This is a genomic window from Achromobacter piechaudii NBRC 102461, from assembly GCF_001571245.1.
GTDB lineage: Bacteria > Pseudomonadota > Gammaproteobacteria > Burkholderiales > Burkholderiaceae_B > Achromobacter > Achromobacter piechaudii.
Genome location: NZ_BCTK01000001.1, coordinates 1,392,390 through 1,405,731, shown reverse-complemented (window position 1 = coordinate 1,405,731; position 13,342 = coordinate 1,392,390). Strand labels below are relative to the sequence as shown.

Annotated in this window: 11 protein-coding genes; 5 read left to right on the top strand and 6 right to left on the bottom strand. The window is 65.1% G+C overall.

Annotation, left to right across the window (positions count from 1 at the left end; genetic code table 11):
• Window positions 1–4: 4 nt before the first annotated feature.
• The 3 genes from API01S_RS06240 (at window position 5) to API01S_RS06230 (ending at window position 3,244) form a co-directional block, all read left to right on the top strand.
• The gene (locus API01S_RS06240) at window positions 5–637 is read left to right on the top strand and encodes an ABC transporter ATP-binding protein (protein WP_217481357.1); all 633 of its coding nucleotides are present in this window, start codon (window positions 5–7) and stop codon (window positions 635–637) included.
• A complete protein-coding gene (locus API01S_RS06235) occupies window positions 628–1,428 on the top strand; it encodes an ABC transporter permease (protein WP_050728848.1) in 801 nt (266 codons plus the stop codon). Before API01S_RS06240 ends, API01S_RS06235 begins: the two co-directional genes overlap by 10 nt.
• Window positions 1,429–1,612: 184 nt before the next feature.
• Window positions 1,613–3,244 carry an ArnT family glycosyltransferase gene (locus API01S_RS06230; RefSeq protein ID WP_156487065.1) on the top strand — a complete coding sequence of 544 codons (1,632 nt, stop codon included), beginning with the start codon at window positions 1,613–1,615 and terminating at the stop codon, window positions 3,242–3,244.
• Window positions 3,245–3,313: 69 nt separating this feature from the next.
• Here the strand turns inward: API01S_RS06230 and API01S_RS06225 are convergent, their stop codons facing one another.
• On the bottom strand, window positions 3,314–5,542 hold the full coding sequence (locus tag API01S_RS06225; protein WP_061303665.1) for an NADP-dependent isocitrate dehydrogenase: 2,229 nt from the start codon (window positions 5,540–5,542) through the stop codon (window positions 3,314–3,316).
• Window positions 5,543–5,770: 228 nt separating this feature from the next.
• On the opposite strand from API01S_RS06225, the gene API01S_RS29160 reads away from it, so the two are divergent.
• Together API01S_RS29160 and ilvA are read left to right on the top strand one after the other, a co-directional pair.
• Window positions 5,771–5,971 carry a hypothetical protein gene (locus API01S_RS29160; protein ID WP_156487064.1) on the top strand — a complete coding sequence of 67 codons (201 nt, stop codon included), beginning with the start codon at window positions 5,771–5,773 and terminating at the stop codon, window positions 5,969–5,971.
• 95 nt (window positions 5,972–6,066) lie between these two features.
• Window positions 6,067–7,632 (top strand): threonine ammonia-lyase, biosynthetic, encoded by a 1,566-nt coding sequence (gene ilvA, locus API01S_RS06220; protein WP_084802365.1) that lies wholly within the window; start codon window positions 6,067–6,069, stop codon window positions 7,630–7,632.
• Between the two features lie 265 nt (window positions 7,633–7,897).
• On the opposite strand, the gene API01S_RS06215 is transcribed toward ilvA, so the two are convergent.
• The 5 genes from API01S_RS06215 to API01S_RS06195 form a co-directional block, all read right to left on the bottom strand.
• A complete protein-coding gene (locus tag API01S_RS06215) occupies window positions 7,898–8,830 on the bottom strand; it encodes a hypothetical protein (RefSeq protein ID WP_061303662.1) in 933 nt (310 codons plus the stop codon).
• 119 nt (window positions 8,831–8,949) lie between these two features.
• Window positions 8,950–9,690, bottom strand: a complete 741-nt coding sequence (locus tag API01S_RS06210) for an amino acid ABC transporter ATP-binding protein (RefSeq protein ID WP_006219383.1) — start codon at window positions 9,688–9,690, stop codon at window positions 8,950–8,952.
• A gap of 39 nt (window positions 9,691–9,729) precedes the next feature.
• The gene (locus API01S_RS06205; protein WP_061303660.1) at window positions 9,730–10,833 is read right to left on the bottom strand and encodes an amino acid ABC transporter permease; all 1,104 of its coding nucleotides are present in this window, start codon (window positions 10,831–10,833) and stop codon (window positions 9,730–9,732) included.
• A gap of 1 nt (window position 10,834) precedes the next feature.
• Window positions 10,835–12,016, bottom strand: a complete 1,182-nt coding sequence (locus API01S_RS06200) for an amino acid ABC transporter permease (RefSeq protein ID WP_061303907.1) — start codon at window positions 12,014–12,016, stop codon at window positions 10,835–10,837.
• A 12-nt stretch (window positions 12,017–12,028) separates the two neighbouring features.
• Window positions 12,029–13,237: an aminotransferase class I/II-fold pyridoxal phosphate-dependent enzyme gene (locus API01S_RS06195; RefSeq protein ID WP_050728843.1), complete on the bottom strand. Its 1,209-nt coding sequence runs from the start codon at window positions 13,235–13,237 to the stop codon at window positions 12,029–12,031.
• Between the last annotated feature and the right edge of the window lie 105 nt (window positions 13,238–13,342).

Genomic DNA, 13,342 nt, shown 5'->3' with positions numbered 1-13,342 from the left:
CGCCGTGACTCCCGTATCCACTTCCCAGGCGGCGGTCGCCGTGTTGCGGCTGCGGGACGTGTCCTGCGACAGGCTGGCGCCCGTCAGCCTGGAGCTGGCCGCAGGCGAGTGCGGGGCGGTGGTCGGGCCATCGGGATCCGGCAAGTCGGTGCTGCTGCGCCAGATTGCCGATCTGGACCCGGGCCAGGGCGAGGTCGAACTGAACGGCCGGCCGCGTTCGGGGATGCGGGGTTTTGAATGGCGCCGGCAGGTGATCTATTGCCAGGCCGAGGCAGGCTGGTGGCACGATCATGTGGCGCCGCATTTCGCCGATCGCGCGCGCGCTCAAGAATCGATGCAGCAACTGGGCCTGGCTCCTGAAAAACTGGATGCGCTGGTGCAGGAACTGTCCTCGGGCGAACGCCAGCGGCTGGCGCTCGTGCGCGCGATGGCGCAGGCGCCGCGCGTGCTGTTGCTGGATGAGCCGACCGCCGCGCTGGATCAGGCGGCCACCGCGCTGGTGGAACAGGTCTTGCAGCAGTACCTTGAGGGCGGCGCGGCCATCCTGATGGTGACGCACAATCCTGAACAGGCCCGCCGCATGGCGCGCCGCACCTGGCGCATGCAGGCTGGCCAGCTGGAGCTGCTATGGACGTGATCACGCTGCACGCTTCCGATCTGGCCATTGCGTCGCTGCTGGTGTTGTTGTGCGCGGCGATTTCCTTCGTGGCGCGGCTGGATCTGCACCGGCAGGTGCTGTGGGCCGCGGTGCGCACGGTGGCGCAACTGCTGCTGGTGGGCCATATCCTGCGGGTGGTGTTCGCACATGCCAACCCCTGGCTGACGGCGGGCGTCGTGGCCGTGATGATGGCCCTGGCGGCGCGCGAGGTGGCCGCGCGGCCCAAGGCGCGGCTGACGTCGCACGGCAACGGCTGGGTCGGCACCCTGGCGGTGGTGGCGACGACGCTGGTCACGGCGCTGTTCGTGCTGAATACCGCACTGCGTCCCGAACCCTGGTATGACCCTCGCTACGCCATCGCGCTGGTCGGCATCGTGCTGGGCAGCGTGTTGAACGCCGCCAGCCTGGCGCTGGACGGCATGCTGTCGGGCGTGCGGCGCGAAAAACTGGCGATCGAGGCCCGGCTGGCGTTGGGCGCAACGGCGCGCCAGGCGTTTTCATCCTTGCTGCGCGAATCGGTGCGGCGCGGCATCGTGCCCAGCATCAACCAGATGTCGGCGGCCGGCATCATCACCTTGCCCGGCATCATGACCGGGCAGATCATCGCCGGCATGGACCCCATCGACGCCGCCAAGTACCAGATCCTGCTGATGTTCCTGCTGTGCGGGGCCAGCGGCATGGCGGCGATGGGCGCGGCCTATGGCGCGATGCGCCGGTTGACCGATGAGCGCGGCCGGCTGCGGCTGGACCGGCTGGCCGCCTCGAAGTAGGGCGGGGCCATCTCGCCGGCTACGCAAACCGGGGAAAAACGTAAACCAGGGCCGCATCAGACCTCAAATTTCATGAGAAATTGACGGATGGGTTTCGATAATTGCGGCAACCGTGGATTACCGTTCGATTTTTGAACCGTTTTTTCGTCTTTTCCCCGTCCTTTCCTTGCTACACCGACCTTCCATGCCTCTTGAGCTTCCGCTTGCCGATCCGCGTCGTCCTGGCGCGGTCCCATCGCCTGGCCAGACTACCGCCGCCGTTCCCCAGTCCGCCCCGGTCGTCGACCGCTGGGCGCTGCCGGGCTGGCAGGTCTTGCTGGGCCTGGCCGTGTGGTTGGCCGCACTGGCCTGGACGCGCTGGCTGACCTTGCCCGACGAGGGCCGCTACGCGGGCGTCGCCTGGGAAATGCTGCGCAGCAATTCCCCCATGGTGCCCTTGCTGGACGGCATGCCGTATTTTCACAAGCCGCCGCTGTACTACTGGCTGGCGCAGATCAGCTACAGCCTGTTCGGCGTGCATGAATTCAGCGCGCGCCTGCCGTCGCTGCTGGGCGCATGGGGCGCTGGCGCGGGGCTGTATGCCTTCGTGTCGCGCTATCGCAGCGTGGCGCAGGCGCGTGGGGCTGTCGTGATCCTGGGCCTGACGCCGCTGTTCTTCGGCGCGGCCCAATTCGCCAACATGGACATGCTGGTCGCCAGCATGATTACGCTGTGCGTCCTGGCCGCCGCCGACACCGCGCTGCGGCGTGAAGCGGGCAGGCCGTTTCGCGGCATGGCCATCGCCACCGGCGTGCTGGCCGCCCTGGCGGTGTTGGCCAAGGGCTTGATCGGCGTGGCGCTGCCGGGCGCAATCGTGCTGGCGTGGTTGCTGTTGCGCCGCGATTGGCGCGGGATGGGCGCGTTGTTGTCGCCCCTGGCGCTGTTGGCCTTCGCCGTGGTCGGGGTGCCGTGGTTCTGGCTGATGCAGTCCAAATTTCCCGGCTTCTTCCATTACTTCTTCGTGTATCAGCACTTTGAGCGCTTCGCCCAAAGCGGCTTCAACAATGCGCAACCGTTCTGGTTCTACGTGCCGATCGTGGCCGGGCTGGCGCTGCCCTGGTCGATTTGGGCCGTGGGCTGCTTCAAGCCGGCCTTCTGGCGCGAGGACGATCCACACGGCTTGCGCCGCCTGGCGGCCCTGTGGTTCGGCATCGTGCTCGTGTTCTTTTCGATTCCGCAGTCCAAGTTGATCGGTTATGTGCTGCCGGTGTTTCCGGCGCTGGCTTTCCTGATCAGCGAACGGATCGCGTCCGGTTGGAACGCGGGCAAGCGCCGGGGCGTGCAGATCGCGGCCGGCGTGGCGGCGGTGGTGTGCCTGGCGGCGATCATGGTGGCGGCGGCGAACCCGCGCGGCAGCGCGGGGCCGACCATTCAGTCCCTGCGCAACGAAATGGCGCCCACCGATCAGTTGGTGGCGTTGCACTCCTTGCCGTTCGATCTGGGTTTCTACACCCAGGCCAATGAACCGGCCTGGATCGTCGACGACTGGAAGAATCCCGAGATTGCCGTGCGCGACAACTGGCGCAAGGAACTGTACGACGCCGCGCAATTCGACCCCGTCGTGGGGGAACGCGTGCTGATCCCCAATGCCGATCTGCAAGCGCGCCTTTGCGCCGCGCCCGACGGCAAGCGCTTCTGGATATGGGGCCGCGACGATGACGCCGGCCGCTATCCGGTGCTGACGGGCATCGCCCCGCGTCTTGCCGGCAAGTCGCGGGCAGTGTGGCAGATCAATATCGACGCCGCATTCCGACAGCGGGCCTGCGGTCCGAAATAAAAAAACGGCAGCCCCTTGAGGCTGCCGTTTTTTCGTCCGCGCGGCACGAAGCCGCGTGGCGCTGTGGGTTTAGCCGATCGAGGCCAGCACCTTGTTCAGCGTGGCGCTGGGGCGCATGGCCTGGCTGGCCAGCGCTTCGTTCGGCTGGTAGTAGCCGCCGATGTCCACCGGCTTGCCTTGAGCGGCCTTCAGTTCGTCAACGATCTTCGTTTCGGCTTCGGCAAAGGCGCCCGCTGCCCCGGCGAACTGCTCGGCCAGCTTGCGGTCGTCGGTTTGCGCGGCCACGGCCTGGGCCCAGTACATGGCCAGGTAGAAGTGGCTGCCACGGTTGTCCAGGCCACCGACCTTGCGGTCCGGCGACTTGTTTTCGTCCAGGAACTTGGCGGTTGCCTGATCCAGCGTCTTGGCCAGGATCTGCGCGGTCGGGTTCTTGTACGCACGGCCCAGGTGATCCAGGGATTCGGCCAGCGCCATGAATTCGCCCAGCGAATCCCAACGCAGGAAGCCTTCTTCCAGGAACTGCTGCACGTGCTTCGGAGCCGAACCGCCCGCGCCCGTTTCGAACAGGCCGCCACCGGCGACCAGCGGAACGATCGACAGCATCTTGGCGCTGGTGCCCAGCTCCATGATGGGGAACAGGTCGGTCAGGTAGTCACGCAGCACGTTGCCGGTGACCGAGATCGTGTCCAGGCCTTCGCGGATGCGCTTGACCGAGAACTTGGTCGCTTCAACCGGATCCAGGATGCGCAGGTCCAGGCCGCTGGTGTCGTGGTCGTTCAGGTACTGCTTGACCTTGGCGATGACCTGGGCGTCGTGGGCGCGCTTTTCGTCCAGCCAGAACACGGCCGGCGTCTTGCTGGCGCGGGCACGGGTGACGGCCAGCTTGACCCAGTCTTGAATCGCGGCGTCCTTGGTCTGGCACATGCGCCAGAGGTCGCCCGCTTCCACGGCTTGTTCCAGCAGCACCTTGCCCGAGGCGTCGGTGACGCGCACGGTGCCGGCGGCCGGCACCACGAAGGTCTTGTTGTGCGAACCGTATTCTTCGGCGGCTTGAGCCATCAGGCCGACGTTGGGCACGCTGCCCATCGTGACCGGATTGAACGCGCCGTTCTTTTTGCAGTCGTCGATGACGGCCTGGTAGACGCCCGCGTAGCTGCGGTCCGGAATGACGGCCTTGGTGTCTTGCAGCTTGCCTTCGGCGTTCCACATCTTGCCCGAGTCGCGGATCATCGCCGGCATGGACGCATCGACGATGACGTCGCTGGGCACGTGCAGGTTGGTGATGCCCTTGTCGGAATTGACCATCGCCAGTTGCGGCAGGGTCTTGTAGGCGGCGTCGATGTCGGCGGTGATGGCGGCTTGCTGGTCAGCCGGCAACGATTGAATCTTGGCGTACAGGTCGCCAATACCGTTGTTGGGGTCGAAACCGGCTTGCTTGAGCACGGCGGCGTGCTTGGTCAGCACGTCTTTGTAGAACACGGACACGACGTGGCCGAAGATGACCGGGTCAGAGACCTTCATCATCGTGGCCTTCAGGTGCACCGAGAACAGCACGCCGGTGGTCTTGGCGTCTTCGATCTGGGCTTGCAGGAAGGACTTGAGCTTGGCGGTCGACAGCACGGCGGCGTCGATGATCTCGCCGGCCTTGACCGGGGTTTTTTCCTTCAGGACCGTCTTGGTGCCGTCAGCGGCGGTCAGTTCGATCTTGACGTCGCCGGCTTCGGCGATCAGGGCCGACTTTTCGGTGCCGTAGAAATCGCCGTCGGACATGTGCGCCACGTGCGACTTCGAATCAGCCGACCATGCGCCCATCTTGTGCGGGTGCTTGCGGGCGTAGTTCTTGACCGACAGCGGTGCGCGGCGGTCGGAGTTGCCTTCGCGCAGGACCGGGTTCACGGCGCTGCCCTTGACCTTGTCGTAGCGGGCCTTGACGTCGCGCTCGGTGTCGTTGGCGGGGGCGTCCGGGTAGTCGGGCAGCTTGTAGCCCTGTTCCTGCAATTCCTTGATGGCCGCCTTCAGTTGGGGCATCGAGGCGCTGATGTTGGGCAGCTTGATGATGTTGGCTTCGGGCTTGACGGCCAGGGCGCCAAGTTCGGCCAGGGCGTCGGACAGCTTCTGGCTGTCTTCCAGATAATCCGGGAAGAGGGCGATGATGCGGCCGGCCAGGGAGATGTCGCGCGTCTCGACCGTGATGCCGGCGGGCTTGGCGAATGCCTGGACGATGGGCAGCAGCGAACGGGTTGCAAGCGCCGGCGCTTCATCGGTGAGGGTATAGATAATCTTCGGAGTAAGAGACATGATCCTTGAATCTGTTCGGCGCATAGCGCTTTCGGCGCAAACCCGAACATGCTAAGCGGCGTACGCCGGTAGATGTTGTCGAGAGTGGGTTCGTATGGGCAGTCGCGGGGCAGGCCTGCGGATCTACTCAAGCTGGCGGTCGCCCGTCCTTTATTGATGGCCCGGTTGACCCGGTCATTCTGGAAGGTGCGACTGCCACGAAGCCGGTATTGTAATACCGCGACACGCTTGACGCGCAGGGAAATCGACGATAAAGCCTGCGTTATGGGCTCGATATCGCATCAATACGGCCAGGATATGGCGCAAGCGCATTTAAGGCCCACGCCGGATTTGACAAATTTCCTTGCGCGGCGCAAGCTTTGCGCCATGAATTTCCAAGCCGTCCGCATTGCGCTGATTATTACCATCATTCCTGAAATGGTGGGTTAGCGCGCGACCGCAACAGTCACAGCCACCCGCCCCACGAGGCGGGTTTTTTGTGGCCGCCTCTGCCGGGCAAGTCTTCCCAACGCAGAGAAACCAGCATGCAAACCGCTACGACCGACACCGCTTTCCAGCACGGCAACGCCTCGCCCATGGAATACCTGCGGCAGATCCTGACCGCCCGGGTCTACGACATTGCCCGTGAAACCGAACTGGATCTGGCGCGTGGCCTGTCGGCGCGGCTGGGCAACACGGTGTTTCTGAAGCGCGAAGACAACCAGCCCGTCTTCTCCTTCAAGGTGCGCGGCGCCTACAACAAGATGCGCAACACGCCGCAGTCCGCGTTGGACCGGGGCGTGATCACCGCGTCCGCCGGCAACCATGCGCAGGGCGTGGCGATTTCGGCCGCCCGCCTGGGCGTGCGCGCCATCATCGTCGTGCCGCAGACCGCGCCACAGGTCAAAGTCGACGCGGTGCGGGCGCATGGCGGGCCCACCGTTACGGTGGTGCAGGCGGGCGATTCCTACAGCGACGCCTACGCGCACGCGCAGACGCTGGCGGCGCAGCACGACATGACCTTCGTGCCCGCGTTCGACGACCCTTACGTCATCGCGGGGCAGGGCACCGTCGGCATGGAGATCCTGCGCCAGCACGCCGGTCCCTTGCACGCGGTGTTCGTCCCCATCGGCGGCGGCAGCCTGGCGGCCGGCGTGTCGGCCTATGTGAAAGCGGTGGACCCGTCGGTCAAGGTGATCGGCGTGCAAACCGAGGATTCATGCGCGATGGCGCAGTCCATCAAGGCGGGCGAACGCGTCAACCTGGCCGAAGTCGGGCTGTTCTCGGATGGCACCGCCGTCAAGCTGGTGGGCGAAGAGACCTTCCGCCTGTGCCGCCAGTACCTGGACGAAATCATCCTGGTCGATACCGACGCGGTCTGCGCGGCGATCAAGGACGTGTTCCTGGATACGCGCAGCGTGCTGGAACCGGCCGGCGCGCTGGCGCTGGCCGGCCTTAAGCAATATGTGGAACGCGAAAACGCGCGCGGGCTGTCGATGGTGGCGATCACCTCGGGCGCCAACATGAACTTCGACCGCATGCGTTTCGTGGCGGATCGCGCCGAAGTGGGCGAAGCGCGCGAAGCCGTTTTCGCTGTCACCGTACCCGAGGAACGCGGCAGCTTCCGCCGCTTTTGCCGGGTAGTGGGAGAACGCAGCGTCACGGAATTCAACTATCGCATCGCCGACGCGCACACCGCGCACATCTTCGTCAGCATGCAGATCGCGCGCCGAGGCGATGCCGCCGACATCATGGCGGCGCTACAAGAGCAGGGCTTTTCAGCCAGCGACCTGACCAACAACGAAACCTCCAAGCAGCACATCCGCTACATGGTGGGCGGACGTTCGCCGTTGGCGGGCGGCGAACGGCTGTTCCGCTTCGAGTTTCCCGAACGTCCGGGCGCGCTGATGAAGTTCCTGTCCGCGATGGCGCCCAACTGGAACATCAGCCTGTTCCACTACCGCAACCAGGGCGCGGATTTCAGCTCCGCGCTGGTGGGCATCCAGGCGCCGCTGGCCGACAGCGCGGCGCTGGACGCGTTTCTGCTGCAACTGGGCTACGCGCACTTCGAAGAAACCGGGAACGAGGCGTATCGCCAGTTCTTGATCTGAGTGGGTGTGTTGTGCGGCGTTGCCAGGGGTTCACGGACGCGACGCCGCTCAGGTTGCATTGGGTCAAGCCATGGAGCAGGGAGCAGGGTTCGGTTGGCGCTCAACGCGGGCCAGCTCGTGCAAGCCGGCTCGTAGTTGGCCTTGAGCGGGGTCGCAAGGTTCTTCGCGCCCGATCTTGTTCAATTCGATTTGAAGTTGGCCTTGAACGGCCGGACCGTGGCGCGCGATGCCTTGGCGGGGCAGGTCTTGCGCCTGCTGCTCCCATTCAACCCGGTTTGCAGTTGGGCTTGAGCGGCAACGTCACCCCGGGTTTGAGCTGCAAGCTCGCACGCCCCTGGGCTTGCGTCAGTTGCAGCGTCGCGGCGCGCCAGGCGGGCAGGTCGTCGAAGGCGACCTCGGGCACGGGGGAGGCTGTGCTCTGCCGATCGGGGCGATTCCATTGCAGGGCCGGCAGCGTCACGCAGGTGTTCTTGATGGGCAGGCGCGCCAGTTCGCGCCCGTCGCTCAGTCGCACCGCCCGGAACGCCGCGGGCGCATCCACGAACTTGACGACTTCGGGCAGGATTTGCAGATCGCCCCGAGCGTCCTTGACGCGCGTGGCGGGTTGCACCACGACCACGTCGCGGCCGGGCGGGATGGCCAGGTAGGCCACGTCGCCCTCGACATCCAGCAGTTTGCCCGGGCCCAGGTTCAAGGATTTGAGCGGCGCGTGGCGGATCATCACCGTTTCGGCCCAGCTGGTTTCAACGCGCGTCCAACCCGGCAAGCGCGCATCCTCGAAGCGGGTGGCGCCGGAGCGGTCGCGTTCAGGCGTGGTCGACAGCGCGAGACGTTCAACGCGCAGCGCGCCATTGACCACCTGCAAATGCGCGAGCACGGCGTCGGCGCTGGAGCTGGTGAAATACGCCAGCACGGCGTCGGTTTCCAGCACCTTGGCATTGCCCGCGCAGAAGAAGGCGTTGGCCGCGCCGTGCTTGCCATCGGGATACAGAAGCTTGCCCACGTCGCGGCCGCATAGCTTCTGGCCCTGGAAGGCGATGGTGGTGGTGCGCGTGTTCTGGCGCTGACCAGTGTTCCAATCGCTCTGGCTGCGGGTGGCGACGTCCACCACCAGGCCGTGCCGGTCGTAGATCACCTCCGCGCTGGCGGGCGCGGTAAGCGAAGTCAGCAAAAGCGCCAGAAGGCGGCGACCAGTCATCAGCGGGTTCCGGATAGGGCGTAGCGGTGAATATATACCGGTTTGCACATACCGCTGCCTGCACTTGCATCCGCGCCTGGACCGTCACCTGCGCTCACGCCGCCGCCCGGCACCCTGGCTCAATGCAGGATCTGGCTCAGGAACAGCTGCGTGCGTTCGTTCTGCGGATTATCGAAGAACGCATCGGGGTTGTTCTGTTCGATGATCTCCCCGCGATCCATGAAGATCACGCGATTCGCCACCTTGCGTGCGAAGCCCATTTCATGGGTCACGCAGATCATGGTCATGCCGCTTTCCTGCGCCAGCGTCACCATCACGTCCAGCACTTCCTTGACCATTTCCGGGTCCAGCGCCGACGTCGGCTCATCGAACAGCATGACCTTGGGATTCATGCACAGCGACCGCGCGATCGCCACGCGCTGCTGCTGGCCGCCCGATAGCTGGCCGGGAAACTTCTTCGCCTGATCCGGAATACGCACGCGCTCCAGGTATTTCATCGCCGTCGCCTCGGCCTGCGCGCGCGGCTGTTTCAGCACCCACATGGGGCCCAGCGTCAGGTTTTCCAGCACGGTCAGGTGCGGGAACAGGTTGAAGTGCTGGAACACCATGCCGACTTCGCGGCGGATGGTTTCGATGTGCTTGAGGTCGTTGGTCAGCTCCGTGCCGTCGACGATGATCTGCCCTTGCTGGTGTTCTTCCAGGCGGTTGATGCAGCGGATCATGGTGGACTTGCCCGAGCCGGACGGGCCGCACACCACGATGCGTTCGCCGGGCGCCACGTCCAGGTTGATGTTGCGCAACACGTGGAACTGGCCGTACCACTTGTTCACGCCCTGCAATCGAATAATGGAATCCGACATGCTTGGTCTCCGTAAGGTTTACCGGGAAACGCCGCGCAATCAGCGCGCGTGCCCGGTGGCCAGCCGCTGTTCAAGCGCCTGGCTGTATTTGGACATGGAATAGCAAAAGACGAAGTAGATCAGCGAGATGAAGAGATAGGCCTCCACCCCGAAACCCCGCCATGCCGCATCGGACAGCGCCGCCTTGGCGGCCAGCGTCAGATCGAAAATGCCGATGATGACCACCAGCGAGGTGTCCTTGAACAGGCTGATGAAGATGCCGACCAGCGGCGGGATCACGATCTTGAGCGCCTGCGGCAGAATGATCTTGCGCATCTGCTGCCAGTAGTTCAGCCCCAGCGAATCCGCGCCTTCGTACTGCCCCTTCGGGATCGCCTGCAAGCCGCCGCGCACCGTTTCCGCGATGTAGGCGGCGGCGAACATGATGATGGCGATCTGCGCGCGCAACAGCTTGTCGATGGTGAAACCTTCCGGCAGGAACAGCGGCAGCATCACCGAGGACATGAACAGCAGGCTGATCAGCGGCACGCCACGGATCAGCTCGATGTACACGACGCACAGCGCCTTGATGGCGGGCATCTTCGAACGCCTGCCCAGCGCCAGCAGTACGCCGATCGGAAAGGCGAAGGCGATGCCGAACGTGGCCAGGATCAGCGTCAGCGGCAGGCCGCCCCAGCGCGAGTTCTCGACATACGTCAGGCCGAACACACCGCCCCACATCAGCAGCGCCACGGCCGTCAGACCGCCCGTCCAGATGAGCGCCAGCTTGCCGTTCCAGAAGCGGCGCATGCCGCTGCACACGATGACGGCGATGAGGATCAGCGTGGCGATGAGCGGCCGCCATTGTTCGTCGAACGGATAGGTGCCGAACAGGATCAGCCGGTGCTTCTCGATGATGAAGGCCCAGCAGGCCCCGCCTGCCGAGGCGCGGCATTCCATGGCGTTGGTGGCGGTGAAATTGGCTTTCAGGAGCGCCCATTCCACCAGCGCCGGCAACGACATCATCAGGAACCACGCCAGCAATACCGTGATCAGGATGTTCAGCGGCGATGACAAGAGGCGCGATCGTACCCATGCCCACGCGCCCACCTGCGTGCTTGGCGGGGGCAGGGCTTCGACGAAGGAGTGCGTAGTGCTGCTCATATCAACGCTCCACCAGCGCGATGCGCTTGTTGTACCAATTCATGAATATCGAGATCGACAGGCTGACCGTCAGGTATGCGCCCATGATGATGAGAATGCCTTCGATGGCCTGTCCGGTCTGGTTCAGCGTGGTGTTCACGACCGAGACGATGTCGGGATAACCAATCGCGACCGCCAGCGAACTGTTCTTGAGCAGGTTCAGATACTGGCTGGTCATCGGCGGGATGATCACGCGCAGCGCCTGCGGCAGCACGACCAGCCGCAACACCTTCGCGCGCGGCAGGCCCAGCGAACCGGCCGCTTCCCATTGGCCGTTGTTGACGGCCTGGATGCCCGACCGCACCACTTCGGCGATGAAGGCCGAGGTGTAGACGGTCAGGCCCAGGAACAGGGCGACGAACTCAGGCGTCAGGGTCAGTCCGCCGACGAAGTTGAAGCCGCGCAGTTGCGGCATGTCCAGCGTCAGCGACGCGCCGCTGGCCAGCCACCCCAGCGCGGGCAGCGCCAGCAACAGCCCAATCGCCCAGCGGCCCAGCGGAAACACGCGCCCCGTGGCTTCCTGGCGCTTGGCGCCCCAGTGGCCCAGCAGCAGGATCGCAACAATGGCCAACGCCAGTCCGCCCAGCATCCAGTCCAGCGATGCGCCTTCCAGCCCGGGCACTTTCAGGCCCCGGTTGGAAATGAATACGCCGGGCAGCGGGTTGTGCGCCTGGCGGGGGCCGGGCATGTTTTCTGTGATCAGCGCATACCAGAAGAACAGTTGCAGCAAGAGCGGCACGTTGCGCATCACCTCGACGTAGACCGAGGTGATTTTCTTGACCAGCCAGTTCTTGGACAAGCGCCCGACGCCGATCAGGACGCCCAAAAGCGTCGCGGCGACCAGCGCCAGCAGGCCCACCCGCAGCGTGTTCAGCACGCCCACGAAGATGGCGCGCCCATAGGTGTCGGCGGGGCCGTAGGCGATGACGGATTCGCCAATGGCAAAGCCCGCCTCGCGGTTCAGAAAGCCGAAACCCGTGGCGATGTTGCGCATCGACAGGTTGTGCAGCGTGTTGTGCACCAGGAACCAGACGCCTGCCCCGACCAGCGTCAGGGCAAGCACCTGGTAGACCAGCGCACGCGTGGCCGGATCGTTCCAGGACACCCGGTGCGCGGGCCGCGGCGCCGGGGTTTGCGTGGTGATTTGAGCCACGACTCAGTCCGCCATCAAGACTTTGACGGCTGCTTCCAGGCGGTCCATGCCCTGTTCGATGACTTCGGTGGACGTGGCGAACGAGAAGCGCACATAGGGCGACAAGCCATACGAACCGCCATCGATCACCGCGACGCCGGCTTCGCGCAGGAAGAACAGGCTGACGTCCAGATCGGTCTTCAGTTCGCCCGCCGGACCGGTGCGGCCGATCAGGCCCTGCACATTGGCGTACACGTAGAACGCGCCGTCGGGCATCGCGCACGAGATGCCGGGAATGGCGTTCAGGCGGCGCACGATCAGGTCGCGGCGCGCCTTGAAGATGTCGACCATCTGCGTGACGCTGGACTGGTCGCCTTCCAGGGCGGCTTGCGCGGCCACTTGCGAAATCGCGCTGGGGCAGGAGGTGCTTTGCGACATCACCGTGCTCATCGCCTTGATCAGCTCGGCCGGGCCCGCGCCGTAGCCCACGCGCCAGCCGGTCATGGCATAGGACTTGGACATGCCGTTGACGATCAGCGTGCGCTCGATGAGCGACGGTTCCACCTGCACGGGCGAAGCATGCGCCTGGCCGCTGTAGCAGAAGGGCGCGTAGATCTCGTCGCTCAGGATCCAGACCTGCGGATGGCGCACCAGCACGTCGGTCAGCGCGCGCAATTCAGCGGCGCTGTAGACCGCGCCGCTGGGGTTGCTGGGCGAATTCAGGATCAGCCAGCGCGTGCGCGGCGTGATCGCGGCTTCCAGCGTGGCGGCGTCCAGCTTGAACCCCTGCGACTCCGGACCGGTCACGACGACGGGCTTGCCTTCGTTCAGCAACACCATGTCCGGGTACGACACCCAGTACGGCGCGCACACGATGACCTCGTCGCCCGGTTCCAGGCTGGCCGTCAGCGCGGCGCCGATGATCTGCTTGGCGCCGGCGCCCACGGTGATCTGGTCCATGCCGTAGGACACGCCCAGGCCCAGCTCCAGGCTGTTGGCGATGGCGCGGCGCAGGCCCACCGTGCCGTTCGGGCTGGTGTAGCGGATGTCGCCGCTGGCAATCGCGTCCTGCCCGGCGCGCGCGATGTGGGCGGGCGTGGGCATGTCGGGTTCGCCTAGCGTGAAGTCGGCGATTTCGCGGCCCTGGCGGCGCAGTTCGTCGACGACGATCTTGGCGGCCATGCTGGGCGAAGGTTTGATCTGTTTCAGGCGGGCGTTGACGATGCTGTTCATGATGACTACGTAAAGAAGCAAACGGGGCCGTGCGCGGCCGGGCTTGCGGGTAAAGAGAAAAGCGGCTTCGCAGGCGCTGCGAAGCCGCGCAAGGGCGCGCGGCGC